The sequence below is a fragment of the Pseudomonas sp. LM13 genome (genome assembly GCF_041381355.1).
GTDB lineage: Bacteria > Pseudomonadota > Gammaproteobacteria > Pseudomonadales > Pseudomonadaceae > Stutzerimonas > Stutzerimonas frequens.
In genome coordinates this window covers 13,441-35,376 of record NZ_JACBXH010000009.1, presented here as the reverse complement: position 1 = coordinate 35,376, position 21,936 = coordinate 13,441, and the positions used below count along the sequence as shown (strand labels likewise).

The window sequence follows — 21,936 nt, the reverse complement described above, 5'->3', positions numbered from 1 at the left end:
GATAACTGTCGAGCGAAAGGCGAACTGCGTGGAAGTTTGCGGAGTGGCTCGGGAAGTTGGACGTAGGCCTGCCGCAGAAGTTCGCCTGAATCCTCATTCTGTCGGCTGCAGGCCTTGCAGTTGCTGGCTTTTGCTGTGATCTACGGTGTCCGGATTTGGCGCAGGCGGCGAAAGGCCGATTGATCTGCGCCGGTCGCGGAGTGTGTCCTGTGGATGCGCTGGTTGAACTAGCCGAGAAGGCCCTAGATATAAGGGGCGGCTCGCTGATTATATGTCGCTGATATGACCGGAATATGTAGGAGAATCATGGCCTGCTCTGGGTTAGTTGATTGCACTAGTTCAGCTGGCCATGTTCGGCGATTGTGAAAAGTCCGCCGATCCGCTCTATCACGCGTTATTCGGCGGCTGCGGCGAAGTTCGGATTAGTTCTTCTGGGTGCCTCATTGCCACCAGCGATGGCCCTGGCGCTCGATGAACTGGTGCGCCTGCTCCGGGCCATCCTCGCCGGCGGCGTAAGGCCGTGGTTTGCGGTAGTAGCTGCTCCAGCCGCGCAGGATCGGGTCGACCCAGTTCCAGGCGGCTTCAACCTCGTCACGGCGCATGAACAGCGTTGAATCGCCTTCGATGACATCCAGCAGCAGACGCTCGTAGGCCTCCCAGCGGCGGGTGCTGCTGAAGGCATGGGCCAGGTTGAGGTCCAGTTCCACCGGTTCCAGCTGCATGCCCTTGCCGGGTGCCTTGGCCATCAGCTGCAGGCTGATGCTTTCTTCCGGCTGCAGGCTGATCACCAGGCGGTTCACTTCACCCTTGCTGAACAGCAGATGCGGCACCTGTTTGAAGGTGATGATGATCTCCGAGCGCTTGCGTGCCATGCGCTTGCCGGTGCGCAGGTAGAAGGGCACGCCGGCCCAGCGCCAGTTGTCGATCTCGGCTTTCACCGCGACGAAGGTTTCGGTGTCGCTGTCGTTGTCGATGTTCGGCTCGAAGTAGTAGGCCGGCACGTCGTGGCCGCCGATGCGCCCGGCGCCGTATTGGCCGCGTACGGTCCTGTCCAGCACGTCGTTGCCGGTGATCGGCTTGAGCGCCTCGAGCACCTTCACCTTTTCGCCGCGGATGTGCTTGGCGTCGAAACGCACCGGCGCCTCCATCGCCACCAGGCAGAGCAGCTGCAGGAGGTGGTTCTGCAGCATGTCGCGCATGGCGCCGGCATTGTCGTAGTAGCCGCCGCGGTTCTCCACGCCGAGGGTTTCGGCCACGGTGATCTGCACGTGGTCGATATGCCCGGCGCGCCAGATCGGTTCGAACAGCGCGTTGGCGAAGCGCAGCGCCATGAGGTTCTGCACCGTTTCCTTGCCCAGATAATGGTCGATCCGGTAGATGCGCGCTTCGGGGAATACCGAGCCGATCGCCTCGTTGATTTCCAGTGCCGAATCCAGCGAATGGCCGATGGGTTTTTCCAGCACGATGCGCGCGTCGTCACCGGCCAGCCCGGCGCTTTCCAGGTTGGCGGCGATGGGCTCGAACAGATCCGGCGCGGTGGCCAGGTAGTAGACCCGCACGCGGCCATCGGCCCGGCCAAGATGCTGGGCCAGACGCGCGTATTCGCTGCGCTGGGAGGCGTCCATTGCGAAATAGTCGAGGCGCTGGGCGAAGGCTTGCCAGGTCTCGGGGTTGAAGTCGCTGCGCGCGACCTGGGCGCGGCAATGGCGCTCGGCGAGGGTCAGATAGCCGTCGCGGTCGAGCTTCTTGCGCGCCAGGGCGAGAATGCGCACGTCGGCATGCAGGCGGCCGTCGCGATGCAGGTGATAGAGCGCCGGCAGCAGCTTGTGCAGCGTCAGGTCACCGGTCCCGCCGAACACGAGCATGTCACAGGAAATCGACATCGAATCTCTCCCAGGGGCAAAAAATGGGCGTCATGGCGAGGCTTGTAGTATAACTACCGCCCCACTACAACCCGCTGATGGCCGAGCGGTGCCTGTCGCGCCCGAACGAGTCCTCAGTCGTGAGCATAGCGAGCCCGCCACGTGAATCTGCTGCAACACATCGCCCAGTCGAGAAGTCTGCTACGGAAGTCGGAGTTGAAGGTGGCCGACCATGTCCTGCTCGATCCGGCCTCGGTGATGCACAGTTCCATGGCCGATCTGGCGCACACCGTCGGCGTCAGCGAGCCGACCATCGTGCGTTTCTGCCGGGCCATCGGCTGCCTCGGCTTCCAGGACCTCAAGCTCAAGCTGGCGCAGAGCCTGGCTGCCGGCGCCAGCTTCGGCCAGTTCGCCATCAGCGAGAACGATTCGGTGGCTGACTTCGCGCTGAAGATCTTCGACACCACGCTGCACACCCTGATGGAGGTGCGTGAGCGGCTCGACCCGGATGCCTTGCAGCGCGCCATCACCGCCATGGCCAAGGCCGAGCGGGTGGAGTTCTACGGTTTCGGCGCCTCTGGCGCGGTGGCCACCGATGCCCAGCACAAGTTCTTCCGCCTGCTGCTTTCGGCCGCGGCCTATTCCGATCCGCACATGCAGGCGATGTCGGCGGTGACGCTCAAGTCGACCGACGTGGCGATCTGCATTTCCCAGTCCGGTCGCTCCAAGGATCTGCTGATCACCGCCAACGTCGTGCGTGAATCCGGCGCGACGCTGATCACCCTGTGCCCGAGCCAGACACCCCTGGCCGAGCTGGCCACCATCAATCTGGCGATCGACGTGCAGGAAGACACCGAGATCTACACTCCGCTGACCTCGCGTATCGCTCACCTCGTCGTGATCGATGTGTTGGCCATGGGTGTGGCCATGGCCCGTGGGCCGAGCCTGGTCAACCATCTCAAGAGTGTGAAACGCAGCCTGCGCAGCCTTCGACTGTCGCCGAAGACGGTCAAGGCCCACGAGGACTGAGCGTCTTCATCGCCGCGTCATCACGCTGACTTCATCCTGTCACTCACAGCACCGATGCTGGTCTCCCGTTACCTGTTCTGGGAGACCGCTCATGCTCCGGCAAACCGACGTCAGCACCCCACTCGACAGCAAGGCCCGTCGCAAGCAGCAGGACGAGCGCCGCATGCGCTTTCGTCGTGCCATCGAAAGCTACACCGAGCAGCGTCAGCTGCATGCCGAACTGAACGACTATGCCGATGCGTTGGTGCTCAGCTCGCTGCTGGAATCATCGGCGAGCCGGCGAAGCGCTCCGCCAGCGCACTGATCTGCGCACGCTCTTCACGGAGGAAGGCAAAGAACGCCTGGGCCACCGGGCTCAGGCGCTTACCGCGCGGGTGAACCACGCACCAGCTGCGTTGCAGCGGCAGTTCCTGCACTGGCAGCTCACGCAGCAGTCCGCAGGCCAGCTCCAGATGCACCGCATGGCGCGGCAGCAGCGCCAGCCCCAGGCCGGCCACCACGCATTCACGCAGCGCATCCAGCGAGGCGACCTGGATGGTCTGGGTGAAGTGGGCGCGTTTCTGTCGCAGGTAATCTTCTGCGGCCCTGCGTGTGCCGGAGCCGGGTTCGCGCGTCAGCAGCGGATAGCTGGTCAGATCCTGCAGCGACAGCGTGGCCGCATGGCACAGCGGATGCTCAGGCGGGGCCACGGCAATGATCGGGTTGTTGAGGAACGGCATGAACTCCAGGTCCATGTCGGTGGGCACCTGAGACATGATCAGCAGGTCGTCGCGGCTGACCGACAGGCGTTTCACCGCCTGGGCGTGATTGACCACCACCAGCTGCAGGCTGACCTCCGGATGTAGCCGCTTGAAGGCGGCGAACAGGTGCGGGGTGATGTACTTGGCGCTGGATTCCACGGCCAGGTTCAGCTGCCCCTGTAGTGAGCCCAGCAGATCGGACAGCTGCATGTCGAGGCTGTCGAGCCGGCCGAAGATATCGGTGCTGGCGCGCTGCAGCGCTTCGGCGGCGTCGGTCAGGTAGAGCTTCTTGCCGACGTACTCGAACAGCGGTTGGCCGACCAATTCTTCCAGCTGGCGGATCTGCAGGCTCACTGCTGGCTGGGTCAGCGCCATTTCCTCAGCGGCACGGCTGTAGGAAAGCGTCTCACAGACCGCGCGAAATACCTGAAGCTGGCGCAATGTCATGCGCATCAATGATTTTCGCATCGTTTTCCCGTTGTTTCGATCATCTTATGGTCGGCGAGTCAGTGCGCGAATTTCCTGCCTGTTCGGTCAGAAAGCAGGCGCACAGCAGGTGTATATAAGTAAATACTTATCCTCAGGAAAACAATTATTCATTTTCAGTAATCGCCCTCACGGGCGTAGGGTGAAATGACTCGTTGCAAATGCGAGTGATCATGACCCGCTCGCGGGTCGCCTGCTCAACGATCCGAGGGAAGACAGCGTGATCAAGAAGCTGCTGATCGCCAACCGCGGGGAAATCGCGGTGCGCATCGTCCGCGCCTGTGCCGAAATGGGCGTCCGCTCGGTGGCGGTATTCTCCGAAGCCGACCGCCACGCGCTGCACGTCAAGCGTGCCGACGAGGCGCATTTCATTGGCGAAGACCCGCTGGCCGGCTACCTGAACCCGCGCAAGCTGGTGAATCTGGCGGTGGAAACCGGCTGCGATGCCCTGCATCCGGGCTATGGTTTCCTCTCCGAAAATGCGGAACTGGCGGATATCTGCGCCGAACGTGGGATCAAGTTCGTCGGCCCCAGCGCCGAAGTGATTCGTCGCATGGGCGACAAGACCGAAGCCCGGCGCAGCATGATCAAGGCCGGCGTGCCGGTCACGCCGGGCACCGAAGGCAACGTCAAGGACCTCGCCGAGGCGCTGGACGAAGCCGAGCGCATCGGTTACCCGGTGATGCTCAAGGCCACCTCCGGCGGTGGCGGCCGCGGCATTCGCCGCTGCAATTCGCGGGCAGAGCTGGAATCGGCCTATCCACGGGTGATCTCCGAGGCGACCAAGGCCTTCGGCAGCGCCGAGGTGTTCCTGGAAAAGTGCATCGTCGAACCCAAGCACATCGAGGCGCAGGTGCTGGCCGACAGCTTCGGCAACACCGTGCACCTGTTCGAGCGCGACTGCTCGATCCAGCGGCGCAACCAGAAGCTCATCGAGATTGCGCCGAGCCCGCAGCTCACCCCCGAGCAGCGCGCCTATATCGGCGACCTGGCCGTGCGCGCGGCCAAGGCGGTGGGCTACGAGAACGCCGGTACCGTGGAGTTTCTGCTCGCCGATGGCGAGGTGTACTTCATGGAGATGAACACCCGGGTGCAGGTGGAGCACACCATCACCGAGGAAATCACCGGTATCGATATCGTTCGCGAGCAGATCCGCATCGCTTCGGGCCAGCCGCTATCGGTCAAGCAGGAGGACATCCAGCATCGCGGCTTCTCCCTGCAGTTCCGCATCAACGCCGAAGACCCGCGCAACAACTTTCTGCCCTGCTTCGGCAAGATCACCCGCTACTACGCGCCCGGTGGCCCCGGCGTGCGCACCGACACGGCGATCTACACCGGTTACACCATCCCACCGTATTACGACTCCATGTGCCTGAAGCTGGTGGTCTGGGCGCTGACCTGGGAAGAGGCGCTGGCCCGGGGGTCGCGTGCACTGGACGACATGCGCGTGCAGGGCGTGAAGACCACCGCCACCTACTACCAGCAGATTCTCGCCAACCCGGATTTCCGCAGCGGCCAGTTCAACACCAGCTTCGTCGACAACCATCCGGAACTGCTGAACTACTCGATCAAACGCAAGCCGGGCGAACTGGCCCTGGCCATCGCCGCCGCCATCGCCGCCCACGCAGGCCTGTGAGGAACGCACCATGACCGTCCAGAAGAAAATCTCCGTCACCGACACCATCCTGCGTGACGCCCATCAGTCGCTGCTGGCCACCCGCATGCGCACCGAAGACATGCTGCCGATCTGCGACAAGCTCGACCGCGTCGGCTACTGGTCGCTGGAAGTCTGGGGCGGCGCCACCTTCGATGCCTGCGTGCGCTTCCTCAAGGAAGATCCCTGGGAGCGCCTGCGTCAGCTCAAGGCGGCGCTGCCCAATACCCGCCTGCAGATGCTGCTGCGGGGGCAGAACCTGCTCGGCTACCGCCACTACAGCGACGATGTGGTCGAGGCATTCGTTGCCAAGGCGGCAGAGAACGGCATCGACGTGTTCCGCATCTTCGACGCGATGAACGATGTACGGAACCTGGAAACCGCCATCCGTGCGGTGAAGAAGAGCGGCAAGCACGCCCAGGGCACCATCGCTTACACCTCCAGTCCGGTGCACACCACCGAGGCGTTCGTCGAGCAGGCGCGGCAGATGGCGGCCATGGGCGTCGACTCCATCGCCATCAAGGACATGGCCGGCCTGCTGACCCCTTATGCCACGGGCGAACTGGTCAAGGCGCTGAAGGCCGCACTGCCCGAGCTGGATGTGGTGATCCACTCCCACGACACCGCTGGCGTCGCCAGTATGTGCCAGCTCAAGGCCGTGGAGAATGGCGCCGATCGCATCGACACCGCCATCTCCAGCATGGCCTGGGGCACCAGCCATCCGGGCACCGAGTCCATGGTCGCCGCGCTGCGCGGCACGCCATACGACACCGGCCTCGATCTGGAGCTGCTGCAGGAGATCGGTCTGTACTTCTACGCCGTGCGCAAGAAGTACCACCAGTTCGAAAGCGAGTTCACCGGCGTCGACACCCGCGTGCAGGTGAACCAGGTGCCCGGCGGGATGATTTCCAACCTCGCCAACCAGCTCAAGGAGCAGGGTGCGCTGCACCGCATGGACGAAGTGCTGGCGGAGATTCCCAAGGTGCGCAAGGACCTCGGCTACCCGCCGCTGGTGACCCCAACCTCGCAGATCGTCGGCACCCAGGCGTTCTTCAACGTGCTCGCCGGTGAGCGCTACAAGACCATCACCACCGAGGTGAAGTACTACCTGCAAGGCCGTTACGGCAAGGCGCCGGCGCCGGTCTGCGAGCACTTGCGCTTCCAGGCCATCGGCAGCGAGGAGGTCATCGAGTGCCGCCCGGCCGACCTGCTGGCGCCGGAACTGGACAAGCTGCGCAAGGACATCGGCGAGCTGGCCAAGAGCGAGGAAGACGTGCTGACCTTTGCCATGTTCCCGGACATCGGCCGCAAGTTCCTCGAGGAGCGCGAGGCCGGCACGCTGCAGCCCGAGGTGCTGTTGCCGATCCCCGACGGCAAGGCCGCGGCCGCCAGCGTCGAGGGCACGCCGACCGAGTTCGTCATCGATGTGCACGGCGAGACCTACCGCGTCGACATCACCGGCGTCGGCGTCAAGGGCGAGGGCAAGAGGCACTTCTATCTCTCCATCGACGGCATGCCCGAGGAAGTGGTGTTCGAACCGCTGAACGCGTTTGTCGGCGGTGGCGGCAGCCAGCGCAAGCAGGCCAGCGCGCCGGGCGACGTCAGCACCACCATGCCGGGCAACGTGGTCGACGTGCTGGTCGCCGTCGGCGATGCGGTGAAGGCCGGTCAGACGGTGCTGGTCAGCGAGGCGATGAAGATGGAGACCGAGATCCAGGCACCGATCGCCGGCACCGTGAAGGCCGTTCACGTCGCCAAAGGTGACCGGGTGAACCCGGGAGAAGTCTTGATAGAGATCGAGGGCTGAGTGAAGGGTGGCGTGGCGAGCCGATCGCGCCACGCCAGCGTCGTTTCGATCCGCCTGCCCGCGCGCTGTAGCGGGCGGCGGAACGTAGCACGCTGGCAATGTGTCCCCTTTGGGAGCCCCAGCGGCTCCTTTTTTTCGAGCCTGTGGATGCCAGGGAGCGGTTTCAATTTCCGAGCTGTGGAGAATCTAGATGGGTATCGACCCGGTAGTGCTGTTCTTCGTCTTCGGCCTGTTCGCCGGGCTGGTGAAGAGCGAGTTGAAGTTGCCACCAGCGCTCTACGAGACGCTGTCGATCGTGCTCTTGCTGGCGATCGGTCTGCATGGCGGGGTGGAGCTGGCCGAGCAGGCCAGTGCCGCGTTGCTTGGCCAGTCGCTGCTGGTGCTGGCGCTGGGTGTGCTGCTGCCGATCCTGGCGTTCGGCCTGCTGCGCGGCCTGCGCTTCGATAGGGTCAACGCCGCGGCGGTGGCGGCGCACTACGGTTCGGTGAGTGCCGGTACCTTCGCCGTGGTGGTGGCGTACCTGGCGGCGCGCGAGGTGTTCTTCGAAAGCTACATGCCGCTGTTCGTGGCGATCCTCGAGATCCCGGCGATCCTGGTGGGCATCCTGCTGGCCAAGGGGGTGTCGAAGGACACCGACTGGAAGGAGCTGGGCCGCGAGATCTTCCTCGGCAAGAGCATCATGCTGCTGCTCGGCGGCCTGCTGATCGGTGCGATCGCCGGCAAGGAGGCGATCAAACCCCTCGAACCCTTGTACACCAGCATGTTCAAACCGGTACTGGCGTTCTTCCTGCTCGAGATGGGTCTGATCGCCTCCGGACAACTCGGCTCGCTCAAACGCTACGGTGCCAAGCTGGCTGCCTTCGCGCTGGTCATGCCGTTGATCGGTGCGCTGATCGGTGCACTGCTGGCGCGTTTCATGGGGCTTTCGCTGGGCGGTACGGCGATGCTCGCCACGCTGGCGGCGAGTGCGTCCTACATCGCGGTGCCGGCGGCGATGCGTCTGGCGGTGCCGGAGGCCAATCCGTCGCTGTCGCTGACCGCGTCGCTGGGCATCACCTTTCCGTTCAACATCCTGATCGGTATTCCGCTCTACCTGGCCCTGGCCGAGCGGCTGATCGCCTGGGGGTTCTGAGATGAACGCGCACAACCGAACACTGCTGACCGTGATCTGCGAAGCGGCACTGGAACACAAGCTGGAGGCCGACCTGAAAACCCTCGGCGCTCCGGGCTGGACGCTGTCCGATGCCCGCGGCAGCGGCAGTCGCGGCGTCCGCAGCGCCGGCTGGGAAACCGACGGCAACATCCGCCTGGAAGTGATCTGCAGTCGCGACGTCGCCGAGCGCATCGCCGAGCACCTGCAGGCGCGCTACTACGCGAATTTCGCCATGGTCTGCTATCTCAGCGAGGTGGAAGTGCTGCGCCCGGAGAAGTTCTGATCCGCGCTGTGATGCCGCCTGGCCGGCGGGCGTCCATCCTCGACCAGGACCGATGGAGCTGACGATGCACGCGCTGTTGCAGGAGATTCTCGACGAGGTGCGCCCGCTGCTCGGGCGCGGCCGTGTGGCCGACTACATTCCGGCGCTGGCCGACGTGCCAGCCGACCAGCTGGGGATTGCCGTGTGCAGCGCCGAGGGCGAATTGTTCGAGGCCGGTGATGCGCGGACGCCGTTTTCGATCCAGAGCATCTCCAAGGTGTTCAGCCTGGTGCAGGCCATCGGCCATCGGGGCGAGTCGCTGTGGGAGCGCCTCGGTCACGAGCCGTCCGGGCAGCCGTTCAATTCGCTGGTGCAGCTGGAATTCGAGCGCGGCCGCCCGCGCAACCCGTTCATCAACGCCGGCGCGCTGGTGATCTGCGATGTCAACCAGTCGCGCTTCGCCACTCCGGAGCTGTCGATGCGCGACTTCGTCCGGCACCTGTCGGGCAACCCGCTGATCGTCTCGGACACCAAGGTCGCCGAGTCCGAATACCAGCATCGCGCACGCAACGCCGCCATGGCCTACCTGATGCAGGCATTCGGCAACTTCCATAACGACGTCGAGGCGGTGCTGCGCAGCTATTTCCATCATTGCGCACTGCGTATGACCTGCGTCGACCTGGCCCGAGCGTTCGGCTTCCTCGCCCGCGACGGCATCTGTCCGCAGGGCGGCGAGGCCGTGCTCTCGCCGCGCCAGACCAAGCAGGTCAACGCGATCATGGCCACCAGTGGCCTCTACGACGAGGCCGGCAACTTCGCCTACCGGGTCGGTCTGCCCGGCAAGAGCGGCGTCGGCGGCGGCATCGTCGCGGTGGTGCCCGGGCGCTTCAGCGTCTGCGTCTGGTCCCCGGAACTCAACGCCGCCGGCAATTCGCTGATCGGCATGGCCGCACTCGAGGCGCTCTCGCAGCGCATCGGCTGGTCCGTCTTCTGACGGCAGCGGCCCATCACCTACAACCATTGGAGAGAAGCGACATGAGTGACGACAGGAGAAGTGAAACCGCGGAGGAGGCCCTCGAACAGATCGTCACCGGCGTGCGGCGCTTTCGCGAAGAGGTGTATCCCGAGCAGCGCGAGCTGTTCAAGAAGCTGGCCCATGAGCAGACGCCAAGGGCCATGTTCATCACCTGCGCCGATTCCCGGATCATTCCCGAGCTGATCACCCAGAGCTCACCGGGCGATCTGTTCGTCACGCGTAACGTCGGCAACGTGGTACCGCCCTACGGGCAGATGAACGGTGGTGTCTCGACCGCCATCGAATTCGCCGTCATGGCGCTCGGCGTGCAGCACATCATCGTCTGTGGGCATTCCGACTGCGGGGCGATGAAGGCGGTGCTCAATCCAGCCGAGCTGAAACGCATGCCCACGGTGAAGGGCTGGCTGCGCCATGCCGAGGTGGCGAAGATCGTCGTCGAGCAGAACTGCGGCTGCGCCGACCACAACACCCTCGGCATCCTCACCCAGGAGAACGTCGTGGCGCAGCTCGACCACCTGCGCACGCACCCGTCGGTTGCCGCACGGCTGGCCAGTGGCGAGCTGTTCATCCATGGCTGGCTGTACGACATCGAAACCAGCGAGATCCGCGCATACGATGCCGAGCGCGGCGAGTGGCGGGTGATCGGCGACGGACCGCTGCCGATGGCGACGCCGCGGCCGCGCTACCGCGCGAGCTGAGGCTCAGCGGTTGCCGGCCAGTGCCTTGCCGCGGTGCTGGATCAGGTAGCACAGGTCCGGTGTCTTGCTGCAACCGGCATAGCCCTCGGCGATCACCTCGTCCAGGGCCTTCTGCAGGCGGCTTATGACCTCGTCCGCGGTGTCGGGGCTCAGCGCCAGGTACAGCGGTTCGCTGCGATAGCTCAGCACGACCTGCAGCTGGCTCTCGTCGATGCCCTGCTGTCGGGCGTGATAGCGCCACACCGGATCGGCCGCCGCCCACAGGTCGATCCGCCCGGTCATCAATTTGCGCAGGTTCTCGGCATCGTTGAGGCTGTTGCTGATGTCCAGGTTCTGGCTCTCCAGATACAGGCTGACGCTACCGGCGCTATGTGCGCCGACCCGATAGCCTCGGGCCTGGGCAAGACTGTCGAGCCTCAGGCCATTGCCGGCGGGCGCCAGCAGCACGCTGTCGTGGTGCGCCAGGGGCCCGACCCACTTGAACTGACCGGCGTTCTGCGGCGTGCGCGCCACCGAGAACAGACCATGGGCGGGCTGCTGCTGGGTCTGCTCGTAGAGTCGGCTCCAGGGGCCGCGCAGGGTCAGGTTGTAGGCGATGCCGGCGCGGCGGAAGATGTCGCGCACCGTATCGGTGCCGATCCCTTCGATGTTGTCACCGCGGGCGAAGGTCTTGCTGTTGGGGCCCATGTTGAAGGGCGGGAAGCTGTCGGTTTGCAGGGTGATTTCGTAATTGGCGGGCAGTTCGGCCTGGGCGGCGAATGCTGCACCGATGAGCAGGGTGAACAGCGCCCCGGCGGTACCGGATCTGGCCATGGCATCGGCTCCTTGACGCTTTTCTTGTTGTTGTCGGCGTAAGCAGGGTTAGTGGTGCGGCGGGCACACTGCCAGCCAGCTGCGCCTGCCGTGCGGGGCAGCGCGCATTTTCTGGCTGTTCAGCCGGCCATTTCGCCGCACAGATCGCGGCCGAACCAGTGTTCCACCTGGGTCTGATCGAGGCCGGCGGCGAGCAGGGCGAACAGCTTGCCCAGCGCCGCTTCGCGGGTCATGCCGCCGCCGGAGATCAGCCCGGCATCACGCAGCGCGCTGCCGGCGGCATAGACGCCGAAATCCACATGGCCGCCCGGGCACTGGCTGATCGCCGCCAGCACCACACCCTGGCGGTGCGCCTGGCGCAGCGCCGCGATGAAATCGACGTCGTCGGCCGGCCCGGTGCCGCTGCCGTAGCATTCCAGCAGCAGCGCCTGGGCACCGCTGGCCACCAGCGCCTGGACCTGGGCCGCGCCGACACCGGGATACAGCGGCAGCACCATGACCTGCGCCGAGCGCTGCGGCAGCAATGCCGGCGCTCGCTCGGCGCTGGCGTTCGCCAGGCGCTGGCGCGGCGCTTCGGCGAAGGCATCGAAGGCGTCGCTGCGCAGCTTGCTGACCCGCGCACCGTGCAGCAGCGCACCGTTGAAGTACAGCTGCACGCCTTGCACCTGCCCGGCCTGCAGGGCGCGCATGGCACCGAACAGGTTGGGCCAGGCGTCACTGCCCTCGCTGCCGGCCGGCAGCATGGCACCGGTGAGCAGCACCGGAACCGGCAGGTCGAGCAGCAGGAAGGACAGCGCGGCGGCGCTGTAGGCCAGGGTATCGGTGCCATGCAGCAGCAGGACCGCGTCGCAGCCGTCCACCGTCACCGCGCTGCGGATGCTTTCGGCCATCTGCAGCCAGTGGCGCGGCTGCATGTTGGCGCTGTCCAGCAGCGGCTGCAGTTCGTGGAAGGTCCAGTCTGGCAGCGGCCCGGCCTCGTGCGCCTGCTGTTCGCGCATGCGGGCTTCGAAGCCGGAGGCCGGCAGCAGTCCGGCGGCGCTTTGCTGCATGCCGATGGTGCCGCCGGTGTAGAGCACCAGCAGACGTTGAATAGATGGGTTCACGCGCGCTCCTCGCTCGTCGGCGCAGCCGTCGAAAAAATAAGGCGGGTAGGGCTGGCACCCGCCGCCGCATGTTAACGGAGCGGCGGGTGTCCGGCTGTCGCGTCGCGCTGTCAGTGGCGCGAGGAGGCATCCGTCGTGGCTGGCGCGTTGGCCTGCCAAACGGCCGGGTCGAGGTCCAGGTCGGCGAAGTCCTTCGGATCGAGCACCGGTTGCTCGATGCCGGCGCGGACCTGTCGGTCATAGTCGCGCATCAGGCGCAGGCCGACCTTGAACAGCAGGGCCACGGCGATCAGGTTGGCGATGGCCAGCAGGCCCATGGTGACGTCGGCGAAGGCGAACACGGTGCCCAGGTCCTGCACCGACCCCCAGAGCACGAGGATGATCACCAGCACGCGGTAGATCACCACCGGGGTGCGCTTCTCGGTGAAGAAGCCCAGCGCATTTTCGCCCAGGTAGTAGTTGTAGATCAGCGTGGTGAACACGAACAGCAGCAGTGCGACGCTGACAAACACCCGGCCCCACTCGCCAACGACGGCAGCGACGGCGGTCTGGGTCAGCACCACGCCGGCCTGGTCCATGCCCGGCTCGTAGACGCCGGAGAGCAGAATGATCAGCGCGGTGCAGCTGCACAGGATGATGGTGTCGATGAACACCGACAGCGACTGCACGATGCCCTGCGCCACCGGGTGCTTGACCTCCGCCACCGCAGCGACGTTCGGCGCACTGCCCAGGCCCGCCTCGTTGGAGAACAGGCCGCGCTTGACACCCATCAGGATCGCCGCGCCGATGCCGCCGGCGAACGCCTGCTCGAGGCCGAAGGCGCTGCGGAAGATCAGGCCGAAGGTCTCGGGCACCGCGCCGATGTTGCTGCCGATGACGAACAGCGCCATGGCCAGATAGGAGAAGGCCATGACCGGCACCAGCACGTCGGCCCATTTGGCGATACGGCGGATGCCGCCGAAGATGATGCCGCCGATCACCAGGGTCAGGGCGATGCCGCTGGCCACGGTCGGTACGCCGAAGGTGTCATGCAGCGAGCTGGCGACGGTGAACGACTGCACGGCGTTGAAACCGAAGCCGAAGGTCATCAGCAGCAGGATCGAGACGACGATGCCCAGCCAGCGCTGGCCAAGACCGTGCTGGATGTAGAAGGCCGGGCCGCCGCGGTAGGTGCCGTCGGGCTCGCGGCGCTTGTACAGCTGGGCCAGTGAACACTCGAAGTAGCTGGTCGCCATGCCCACCAGGGCCACCACCCACATCCAGAAGATCGCGCCCGGGCCGCCGAGCATGATCGCCACCGAGACGCCGGCGATGTTGCCTGCACCGACCCGGCCGGCCACCGAGAGCATCAGCGCCTGGAAGGAAGAGAGCTGCCCCGGCTGCCGCTCGAAGGCGTGGCCGAAGATGCTGAACATGTTGCCGAAATAGCGGAACTGGACGAAGCCGGAACGGATGGTGAAGAGCAAGCCCAAGCCGATCAGCATGACGATCAGCAGTTTGCTCCAGATAAGGTCGTTGAGAAGGTCGAGCATGGCGATGTTCACCTTGTTGTCGTTGTTAGGGTGTCCGGCGCGCGCCGCTGCGCCGTGCAAGCGGGGGATGTTTCAACAGCGTGGCTCGTGGAGCAATTTCGCGGCTGGCCGCGATGTGGCGCGAGTTGATGCTAGACTTGCGACACTCGCGTCAGAATGGGGCCAACTCCTGTGACCTCTCACCTCGCTGAAAATCTCAAGTTGCTGTGCAGCCATTACCGTTCCATCGCCGAGGTGTGTCGCAAGCTCGCCATCAACCGCGCCCAGTTCAACAAGTACCTGGGTGGGCAGAGCCGGCCGACGCCGTTCAATCTCAAGCGCATTGGCGACTTCTTCGGCGTCGAGGGCTACGAGCTGGAAATGCCGCCCGAACAGTTCGCCCGGCTGGTCGGCGCCCGCCATCCGGAAGCCCAGGCGCTGCCGCGGACCGATCCGTTGTTGGCCCTGCTGCAGCCGTTGCGCGACCAGACCACCAGCCTGTCGCGTTATTGCGGCTACTACTTCGAATACGCCAACTGCATGTCGGTGCCGGGCAGCGTGCTGATCTCCCTGGTGCATCTGCGCGAGGAAAACGGCCTGTACCTGTTCGAGCGCCAGGAGCGCCAGGAACGCGCCAGCCCCACCCTCGGCCAGGCCGAGGACTGGGTGCGCTGTCGTTATCTGGGCGCCGCCTTCGGCCTGCAGGACCGGCTGTTCCTGATCGATTACGAATCGCTGACGCTCAACGAGATGAGCCAGACCATCCTCATCCCCAGTTTCAAGAGCCGCATCACCCGCCTCAACGGCCTGAAGACCGGCGTCTCCTCCGGCGACCGTCGCACCCCGGCCTGTACCTCGGTGGTCTGGGAGTACCTGGGGCGCGAGATCAACCGGGTCAGCGCCTATCGCCAGGTGATGCTCTACAGTCCGGACGACCCGCGCATCGATCCGGAGATTCGCGAGCGCCTGGCGACGCCGCGCGTGGAGAACGGGCTGTTCGGCATCGAGTGAGTCGTGCGCCTTCACTCCTTGTTGCTGCTGTCGTAGATCGCGCGGTCGAGTTCCTGCTCGCTGCGACCGACCAGGGTGGTGGTCATCAGGTCGCCAGCGACGTTCACCGTGGTGCGGGCCATGTCGAGGATGCGGTCGATGCCGGCAATCAGCGCCACGCCTTCCAGCGGCAGGCCGGCGGCGGTGAGTACCAGGCCGAGCATGATCAGTCCGGCACCGGGAATGCCGGCGGTGCCGATGGAGGCCAGCGTCGCGGTGAGGATGATCATCGCGTACTGCCCGGCGCTGAGGTCGATGCCGAAGGCCTGGGCGATGAACAGCGCGAGCACGCCCTGGTAGATCGCCGTGCCGTCCATGTTGATGGTCGCGCCCACCGGCAGCACGAAGCCCGCCACACCCTCGGACACGCCGAGGTTCTTGCGCGCGCATTCGATGGAGACCGGCAGGGTGCCGGAGCTGCTTGACGTACTGAAGGCCACCGCCAGCGCCGGGGCGATGCCCTGGAAGAAGCGCAGCGGATTGAGCCGCGCCAGCAGGCCGAGCAGGCCGCCATAGACCAGCAGTACATGGGCGATGCTGGCCAGGTAGATCACGCCGATCACACCGGCCAGCGGCAGCAGTACTTCGGCACCGTGGCTGCCGACCACGCCGGCGGTCAGGGCGAAGACACCGATCGGTGCGACGCGCATCACCAGATCGGTGAGCTTGTAGAAAGTTTCGGCCAGCGCATCGAACAGACGCACCGCCGGCGCGCCGCGCTCGCCGATCAGGTTGATGCTTACGCCCAGGGCGATGGCGAAGACGATGATCTGCAGGATGTTGCCCTCGGCGAAGGCGGTGACCGGGTTGGACGGCACCAGACCGACCAGGATCGACACCAGCGAGGGCGCCTGCTTGGCTTGCGCGCTGCCACTGGCGACCATGTTCATGCCCTCGCCGGGGCTGAACAGCGCGCCGAACAGCAGGCCGATGCTGACCGCGAAGGCGGTGGTCACCAGGTAGATGACGATGGTCTTGAGGCTGATGCGGCCGAGCTTGGCGCTGTCCTGCATCGAGATGATGCCGGCCACCAGCGAAACGAACACCAGCGGCACGATGAGCATCTTGATCGCATTGAGAAACAGCGTGCCGATCGGTGCCAGCAGTTGCGCATCCGCGCCGAAGGCCATGCCGGCGGCGACGCCGAGGGCCAGGCCGATGAGGATCTGCTGCCAGAGCGGCAGGCGGACGAGCAGGCGCAGGGGAGCGGAGAGGGTCGTACTCTGAGTCATGGGTCTTCCTGTTGTTTTTATTGTCGAACGGGCCGGGCTGGCGGCCCGTAAAGCAAGCGCCCGACGTCGGAGTCGGGCGCAGGGGAGCGATCACACCACCAGCGGTGCCAGGCGTGGCGCGATCATGTTTTCCGGGCGCAGGATCTCGGCCAGCATGGCGTCGTCCAGCAGCCGCTCTTCGCGCACCAACTCCAGTACGCTGCGGCCGCCGAGCAGCGCCTCGCGGGCCAGGCGGGTGCTGTTGTCGTAGCCGATGTAGGGGTTCAGCGCGGTGATCAGGCCGATTGAGCTTTCCATCAGCTCGCGGCAGCGATCTTCGTTGGCGGTGATGCCTTCGATGCAGTGCTCGCGCAGCATGTCCATGGCGCGTTGCAGCAGGCGGATCGAATCGAACAGCTTGTAGGCGATCAGCGGTTCCATGACGTTGAGCTGCAGCTGTCCGCCTTCGGCGGCCATGGTCAGCGCCAGGTCGTTGCCGATCACTTCGAAGGCGACCTGGTTGACCGCCTCGGGGATCACCGGGTTGACCTTGCCCGGCATGATCGAGCTGCCCGGCTGGCGCGGCGGCAGGTTGATCTCGTTGAAACCGGTGCGCGGGCCGCTGGAGAGCAGGCGCAGGTCGTTGCAGATCTTCGACAGCTTCACCGCCAGGCGCTTGAGCATGCCGGAGAACAGCACGAACGAACCCATGTCAGAGGTGGCCTCGATCAGGTCGGCGGCCTGGCGCAGCGGCTGGCCGCTGATCTGGGCCAGGCGCTGCACGGCGATGGCCTGGTAGCGCGGGTCGGCATTGATGCCGGTGCCGATGGCGGTGCCGCCGAGGTTCACTTCCAGCAGCAGCTCCGGGGCGAAGCGGCGCAGGTGCTGCAGATCCTCGCCGAGGGTGGTGGCGAAGGCATGGAATTCCTGGCCGAGGGTCATCGGCACGGCATCCTGCAGCTGGGTGCGACCCATCTTCAGCACATGGGCGAAGGCGTGACCCTTGGCGGTCAACGCTTCGCAGAGGCTGTCCAGGCTGGCCAGCAGCGTGTCGTGGCCGAGCAGGAGGCCTAGGCGAATGGCGGTGGGATAGGCGTCGTTGGTCGACTGCGCCATGTTCACATCGTTGTTCGGGTGCAGGTACTGGTATTCACCTTTGGCGTGGCCCATGGCTTCCAGGCCGAGGTTGGCGATCACCTCGTTGGCGTTCATGTTGGTCGAGGTGCCGGCGCCGCCCTGGATCATGTCCACCACGAACTGCTCGTGGAATTCGCCGCGAATCAGTCGTGCGCAGCCCTGGCTGATCGCCACGTGCTTGGCTTCGGGCAAGTAGCCCAGCTCGCGGTTGGCGTCTGCGGCGGCCTGCTTGACCATCGCCAGGGCAACGATCAGTTTGGGGTAATGCGACAACGCCACGCCGGAGAGGCGGAAGTTGTGCAAGGCGCGCAGGGTCTGGATGCCGTAGTAGGCGTCGGAAGGAACGGGGAGGGTGCCAAGCAGGTCTTTTTCGATTCGCGATGATGCAACTTCGGACATGATGGTAACGTGGCTTCGGTAGGCGCAGGCATTGCTGCAGTGCGCCTAAAGTAAGGTCTGCGGCCTGTTCGAGGCCAATGCCGTTGCTGGCTGGCTCATGCCGAAACAGCATAATGTTGGTGTGACTTCCCGCTCGTCGCCATCGTATGAGGGCCCTTTCACATGAATCTGGAAACCAAGTGGCTGGAGGATTTTGTCGCCCTCGCGGCGACTCGCAGCTTCTCCCAGGCGGCGCAGCGCCGCTTCGTCACGCAGCCGGCGTTCAGTCGGCGCATCCGTTCGCTGGAAGAGGCTCTGGGCCTGCAATTGATCAACCGTTCACGCACGCCCATTGAACTGACCGAGGCCGGTCAGCTGTTTCTGGTCAGCGCGCGCAACATGGTTGAACAGCTCGGCGAAGTAGTGCGCCACCTGCACCACGTTGAGGGCCAGCAGGGCGAAGTGCTGCAGATATCCGCGGCGCACTCGCTGGCGCTGGGCTTCTTCCCGGCGTGGATCGCCGGTCTGCGCCACGATGGGCTGAACCTGGCTACCCGACTGATCGCCACCAACGTCGGCGAGGCGGTGCATGTGCTGCGCGAAGGCGGCTGCGACCTGATCCTCGCCTACTACGATCCGGATGCCGCGCTGCAGCTCGACCCGGAGCTGTTCCCTTCGCTGCACCTGGGCCGTACCGAGATGCTGCCGGTCTGTGCAGTCGGCGCCGACGGCGTGCCGCTGTACGACGTCGACAGCGGCCAGACCGTGCCGTTGCTGGCCTATAGCGCCGGTGCCTTTCTCGGCCGTTCGGTGAACGTTTTGCTGCGCCAGCGCGCGCTGCGTTCGACCACCGTCTACGAGACAGCCATGGCCGATAGCCTGAAGAGCATGGCGCTGCAGGGGCTGGGCATCGCCTGGGTGCCGCGGCTGAGCGTGGAGCCGGAGCTCGAGCGCGGCGAGCTGGCGATCTGCGGCGGTGAGCAGTGGCGGGTACCGCTGGAAATCCGCCTGTACCGCTGTTCGCTGATGCGCAAGGGTGCGGTGCGCCTGCTCTGGCGGCGCTTGGAAAACCGCACGGTTGACGCGCAGCGAGCGGCGGACGAAGCCGCCGGTTAGGGCACTTTGCGCAGCCAACTGAGCGCATCAAGCGGTTAACTGCACACATTTTGTTGCGGGGCGCTGGGCAACTTTTTCGTGCAGCACTGTCTTAGCTGAGCAATCCGAGCCATGGCCAGGCCCGGACTCTAGCCAAGGACAGACAGCCGTGAACCACGACTCCGACGCAACCGTCCCCGCTACGGATGCGGACTTCGTTATGCCCGCCCCGGCGACCGCCAGCATCGCGCCCGTCACCCTGCATGCCGCGCTGACCCGCATCGCGCAAGCCTCGCCCGCTGGAGCGGCGGTGCTTTCGACCCGCTTCGCGCCGCTGGACCATCGCGGCCTGCAGCAGATGATCGAGCGGACCCATCGCCAGTTGCGCCTGGCCGGTTTCGGCCGCGACGCGCGGATCGGTGTATTGCTGCCGGAAGCGCCACAGGCGGCGGTCGCGATCATTGCCATCGCCTGTTCCGCGGTTGCCGTACCGCTCGATCCGCGCCTCGGACCGGCCGAGCTGGACCAGTTTCTCCAGCAGCTGCCGCTCGATGCCCTGCTGATCGGCAGCGATGGCGACCAGCAGGGCCGTGCAGCCGCCGAGCGCCACGGACTCATGCTGATCAGTGCCGAAACGGCGGAAGATGGCAGCCCGGCACTGCGCCTTGCGATGCCGGTTGCGGCGCAGCCGGCGCCGGACGAGCTGCCCGAGCCAGATGCCCCGGCGTTCATCCTGCGCAGCTCCGGCACCACCGCGCTGCCCAAGCTGATTCCCTTTACCCATCGCAACATGCTGACCGCTGCACGCAAGTGGCAGCGCTGGTTCGGCCTGGATGCCGGCGATCGTTGCCTGTGCGTGTCGGCGCCCTATTACTCCCACGGATTGAAGGTCACCATCCTCACGCCGCTGCTCACCGGCGGCAGCGTCGCCTTTCCGCTCAGCCCGGCGGTGGTGGACCTGCACGAGTGGTTTGCAAGCCTGCGCCCCAGCTGGTATTCCGCCGGTCCGGCGCTGCACCTGGCGATTCTCGAGGCAGCCCGTGCGCACCCCGAAGGGCTGAGCACACAACGGCTGCGCTTCGCCTCATCCGGCGGCGCCCCGCTGGGGCAGGAGATCATCGACAGCTTCGATCGCACCCTGGGCTTCCCGCTGCTGGAGCACTACGGCTCCAGCGAGGCCGCGCAGATCGCCGCCAACACCCCGGACGCGCGCAAGGCCGGCACGGTCGGGCGACCCTGGCCGGAGACCCTGAGCATCGTCGGCGAGGACGGCCAGCCGGTCGCCCCTGGCGAGCGCGGCGAGATTCGCGTGCGTGGCGCCACGGTGATGCCTGGCTACCTCGGCGACGAGGCGCTCAACCGCGAGGTGCTGCGCGACGGCTGGTTCCACACCGGCGACATCGGCAGCCTCGATGAAGAAGGCTTCCTGCACCTGCACGGGCGTCTGCGCGAGGTGATCAACCGCGGTGGCGAGAAGGTCAGCCTCTCGGAAGTCGATGCCGCGCTGCTGCGCCACCCGGCCGTGGCGGAAGCCGCGGCGTTTGGCGTACCCCATCAGCGCCTCGGCCAGGACGTCGCCGCGGCCGTGGTACTGCGTCCGGCAATGGAGGTGACGGGCGCCGAGCTGCAGCGTTTCCTGCGTGACGAGCTGGTCTACTTCAAGGTGCCGCGACGTGTGCAGATCATCGAGGCCTTGCCGCGCGGGCTGACCGGCAAGGTGCTGCGCCATCGCCTGGCTGACGCCTACGTCCAGCAGCGCAACGAGCGTGCCCGGCTGGCGACCGGCGCGGTCGCGGCTTCGCAGCTGGAACAGGACGTGCTGGCCATCTGGCGGCGCCTGCTGAAGACCGAGGCGGTCGGCCCGGAGGACAACTTTCTCGACAGCGGCGGTGATTCGCTGCTGGCTACCGAAATGCTCACCGAACTGGAGCAGATGCTCGGTCGGGTGATTCCCGAATCACTGCTGATCGAGGCCGAAACCGCCCGCGAGCTGGCGGCGCGACTGGAAAACCTTGCCAACCACGTCATTCCGGTCATCGATTTCAACGCCCAGCCGGGGCGCACGGCGCTGTTCTGGTTCCACGGCGATTTCGCCCACGGCGGCTACTACATCCGGCGCCTGGCTCGGCTGCTCGGCCCGCAGCAGCCGCTGACCGCCATCGCCCCCCATGGCATGGCCAACGAGCCGATACCGGCGTCGGTACAGCAGATGGCGCGTGAGCGTCTGCCGCTGATCCTCGAGCGTCAGGCGCAGGGGCCGTATCGCATAGGCGGCTACTGCAATGGCGCACTGGTGGCCTTCGAGGCCGCCCGCCTGCTGATCGAGGCAGGCCATGAGGTGGAGATCGTGGCGCTGATCGATCCGCCCACCGCCAATGTTCGCCCCTGGTCGCGCGTCATTCTGCGCAGCCTCGACCGCGTGCTGCCGGACATGCACCTGGCCCGCGCCTACGAGGCCCTCAGTCGCTTCGGGGAGACCAGCAAGTGGCCCTATCCCAAGCGCATCGCCAACCTGGTCTGGAAAATCTCGCGGCGCAGCTTGCGCATGGTGCGCCAGCGCCTGGCCGGCCATGTGCCGACGCCACCCACAGCGCGTGATCGCGAGGTGCGAGTGCGCTTTCTGCGCTACTCGCTGGTGATGGCGCGCTACCTGCCCGAGCGCATCGACGCGCCGGTGGTGTACTTCTCCGCCGACTACACCAGCCGGGCTTGGCGCGACATGGGCACCAGCTTCGAGAGTTACGACGTACTCGGCGGCCATCACCGCTGCGTCAAGGACTACACCGCCTCCATCGCCACGCCACTGCGCGCGCTGCTGGAGGATTCGGCTGCGGCGATGCCTGGTCAGAGTGGCTTGATGTTGCCGCTGACCGAGCCGGGTGAGCGCGATGGCCTGGTGCTCTGATCATGC

18 protein-coding genes are annotated in these 21,936 nt (G+C 65.7%); 11 read left to right on the top strand and 7 right to left on the bottom strand.

Annotation, left to right across the window (positions count from 1 at the left end):
• Positions 1-440: 440 nt before the first annotated feature.
• Positions 441-1,883, bottom strand: coding sequence for a glucose-6-phosphate dehydrogenase (gene zwf / locus HZR81_RS08725; RefSeq protein WP_500127860.1), 1,443 nt, complete (start codon positions 1,881-1,883; stop codon positions 441-443).
• Positions 1,884-2,024: 141 nt separating this feature from the next.
• Here zwf and hexR point away from each other — a divergent pair, with 141 nt between their 5' ends.
• Complete coding sequence (hexR, locus tag HZR81_RS08720) at positions 2,025-2,891, top strand: transcriptional regulator HexR (RefSeq protein ID WP_270054461.1); 867 nt, start codon at positions 2,025-2,027, stop codon at positions 2,889-2,891.
• 91 nt (positions 2,892-2,982) lie between these two features.
• On the top strand, positions 2,983-3,195 hold the full coding sequence (locus tag HZR81_RS08715) for a PA3496 family putative envelope integrity protein (protein WP_003296781.1): 213 nt from the start codon (positions 2,983-2,985) through the stop codon (positions 3,193-3,195).
• On the opposite strand, the gene HZR81_RS08710 is transcribed toward HZR81_RS08715, so the two are convergent.
• Entirely contained in the window at positions 3,140-4,084 is a 945-nt protein-coding gene (locus HZR81_RS08710; protein ID WP_500127898.1) for a LysR family transcriptional regulator, read from the bottom strand. The genes HZR81_RS08715 and HZR81_RS08710 overlap by 56 nt on opposite strands.
• Before the next feature lie 253 nt (positions 4,085-4,337).
• Between HZR81_RS08710 and HZR81_RS08705 the strand changes: the two genes are divergently transcribed.
• The 6 genes from HZR81_RS08705 (at position 4,338) to HZR81_RS08680 (ending at position 10,727) form a co-directional block, all read left to right on the top strand.
• The gene (locus tag HZR81_RS08705; protein WP_500127859.1) at positions 4,338-5,753 is read left to right on the top strand and encodes an acetyl-CoA carboxylase biotin carboxylase subunit; all 1,416 of its coding nucleotides are present in this window, start codon (positions 4,338-4,340) and stop codon (positions 5,751-5,753) included.
• A 10-nt stretch (positions 5,754-5,763) separates the two neighbouring features.
• Positions 5,764-7,578, top strand: coding sequence for a sodium-extruding oxaloacetate decarboxylase subunit alpha (gene oadA, locus HZR81_RS08700; RefSeq protein ID WP_500127858.1), 1,815 nt, complete (start codon positions 5,764-5,766; stop codon positions 7,576-7,578).
• A 190-nt stretch (positions 7,579-7,768) separates the two neighbouring features.
• Complete coding sequence (locus tag HZR81_RS08695) at positions 7,769-8,710, top strand: sodium-dependent bicarbonate transport family permease (protein WP_011911434.1); 942 nt, start codon at positions 7,769-7,771, stop codon at positions 8,708-8,710.
• Position 8,711: 1 nt separating this feature from the next.
• A complete protein-coding gene (locus HZR81_RS08690; RefSeq protein ID WP_011911435.1) occupies positions 8,712-9,014 on the top strand; it encodes a P-II family nitrogen regulator in 303 nt (100 codons plus the stop codon).
• Between the two features lie 64 nt (positions 9,015-9,078).
• Positions 9,079-9,987 carry a glutaminase B gene (glsB, locus tag HZR81_RS08685; protein WP_063541246.1) on the top strand — a complete coding sequence of 303 codons (909 nt, stop codon included), beginning with the start codon at positions 9,079-9,081 and terminating at the stop codon, positions 9,985-9,987.
• Between the two features lie 41 nt (positions 9,988-10,028).
• A complete protein-coding gene (locus HZR81_RS08680) occupies positions 10,029-10,727 on the top strand; it encodes a carbonic anhydrase (RefSeq protein ID WP_102839317.1) in 699 nt (232 codons plus the stop codon).
• Positions 10,728-10,730: 3 nt separating this feature from the next.
• On the opposite strand, the gene HZR81_RS08675 is transcribed toward HZR81_RS08680, so the two are convergent.
• The 3 genes from HZR81_RS08675 to HZR81_RS08665 form a co-directional block, all read right to left on the bottom strand.
• Entirely contained in the window at positions 10,731-11,540 is an 810-nt protein-coding gene (locus tag HZR81_RS08675) for a substrate-binding periplasmic protein (RefSeq protein WP_152480665.1), read from the bottom strand.
• 119 nt (positions 11,541-11,659) lie between these two features.
• The gene (locus HZR81_RS08670; RefSeq protein ID WP_500127857.1) at positions 11,660-12,643 is read right to left on the bottom strand and encodes an asparaginase; all 984 of its coding nucleotides are present in this window, start codon (positions 12,641-12,643) and stop codon (positions 11,660-11,662) included.
• A gap of 110 nt (positions 12,644-12,753) precedes the next feature.
• Positions 12,754-14,175: an alanine/glycine:cation symporter family protein gene (locus HZR81_RS08665; protein ID WP_110779051.1), complete on the bottom strand. Its 1,422-nt coding sequence runs from the start codon at positions 14,173-14,175 to the stop codon at positions 12,754-12,756.
• A 171-nt stretch (positions 14,176-14,346) separates the two neighbouring features.
• Here HZR81_RS08665 and HZR81_RS08660 point away from each other — a divergent pair, with 171 nt between their 5' ends.
• Positions 14,347-15,165 (top strand): helix-turn-helix domain-containing protein, encoded by an 819-nt coding sequence (locus HZR81_RS08660; RefSeq protein WP_500127856.1) that lies wholly within the window; start codon positions 14,347-14,349, stop codon positions 15,163-15,165.
• Positions 15,166-15,176: 11 nt separating this feature from the next.
• Here the strand turns inward: HZR81_RS08660 and HZR81_RS08655 are convergent, their stop codons facing one another.
• Both HZR81_RS08655 and HZR81_RS08650 read right to left on the bottom strand, forming a co-directional pair.
• Complete coding sequence (locus HZR81_RS08655) at positions 15,177-16,436, bottom strand: dicarboxylate/amino acid:cation symporter (protein ID WP_500127855.1); 1,260 nt, start codon at positions 16,434-16,436, stop codon at positions 15,177-15,179.
• Between the two features lie 90 nt (positions 16,437-16,526).
• Entirely contained in the window at positions 16,527-17,951 is a 1,425-nt protein-coding gene (locus HZR81_RS08650) for an aspartate ammonia-lyase (RefSeq protein WP_500127854.1), read from the bottom strand.
• Positions 17,952-18,113: 162 nt separating this feature from the next.
• On the opposite strand from HZR81_RS08650, the gene HZR81_RS08645 reads away from it, so the two are divergent.
• A complete protein-coding gene (locus HZR81_RS08645) occupies positions 18,114-19,046 on the top strand; it encodes a LysR substrate-binding domain-containing protein (RefSeq protein WP_482739260.1) in 933 nt (310 codons plus the stop codon).
• 148 nt (positions 19,047-19,194) lie between these two features.
• Positions 19,195-21,930 carry an AMP-binding protein gene (locus HZR81_RS08640; protein ID WP_500127853.1) on the top strand — a complete coding sequence of 912 codons (2,736 nt, stop codon included), beginning with the start codon at positions 19,195-19,197 and terminating at the stop codon, positions 21,928-21,930.
• Positions 21,931-21,936: the final 6 nt, after the last annotated feature.

Bases quoted from the DNA above. Each gene is read 5' to 3' on its own strand.
- zwf (WP_500127860.1), bottom strand. From the start codon at position 1,883: ATGTCGATTTCCTGTGACATGCTCGTGTTCGGCGGGACCGGTGACCTG.
- oadA (WP_500127858.1), top strand. From the start codon at position 5,764: ATGACCGTCCAGAAGAAAATCTCCGTCACCGACACCATCCTGCGTGAC.
- HZR81_RS08715 (WP_003296781.1), top strand. From the start codon at position 2,983: ATGCTCCGGCAAACCGACGTCAGCACCCCACTCGACAGCAAGGCCCGT.
- HZR81_RS08650 (WP_500127854.1), bottom strand. From the start codon at position 17,951: ATGTCCGAAGTTGCATCATCGCGAATCGAAAAAGACCTGCTTGGCACC.
- HZR81_RS08675 (WP_152480665.1), bottom strand. From the start codon at position 11,540: ATGGCCAGATCCGGTACCGCCGGGGCGCTGTTCACCCTGCTCATCGGT.
- HZR81_RS08680 (WP_102839317.1), top strand. From the start codon at position 10,029: ATGAGTGACGACAGGAGAAGTGAAACCGCGGAGGAGGCCCTCGAACAG.
- HZR81_RS08710 (WP_500127898.1), bottom strand. From the start codon at position 4,084: ATGCGCATGACATTGCGCCAGCTTCAGGTATTTCGCGCGGTCTGTGAG.
- HZR81_RS08645 (WP_482739260.1), top strand. From the start codon at position 18,114: ATGAATCTGGAAACCAAGTGGCTGGAGGATTTTGTCGCCCTCGCGGCG.
- glsB (WP_063541246.1), top strand. From the start codon at position 9,079: ATGCACGCGCTGTTGCAGGAGATTCTCGACGAGGTGCGCCCGCTGCTC.
- HZR81_RS08690 (WP_011911435.1), top strand. From the start codon at position 8,712: ATGAACGCGCACAACCGAACACTGCTGACCGTGATCTGCGAAGCGGCA.
- HZR81_RS08695 (WP_011911434.1), top strand. From the start codon at position 7,769: ATGGGTATCGACCCGGTAGTGCTGTTCTTCGTCTTCGGCCTGTTCGCC.
- HZR81_RS08665 (WP_110779051.1), bottom strand. From the start codon at position 14,175: ATGCTCGACCTTCTCAACGACCTTATCTGGAGCAAACTGCTGATCGTC.
- HZR81_RS08655 (WP_500127855.1), bottom strand. From the start codon at position 16,436: ATGACTCAGAGTACGACCCTCTCCGCTCCCCTGCGCCTGCTCGTCCGC.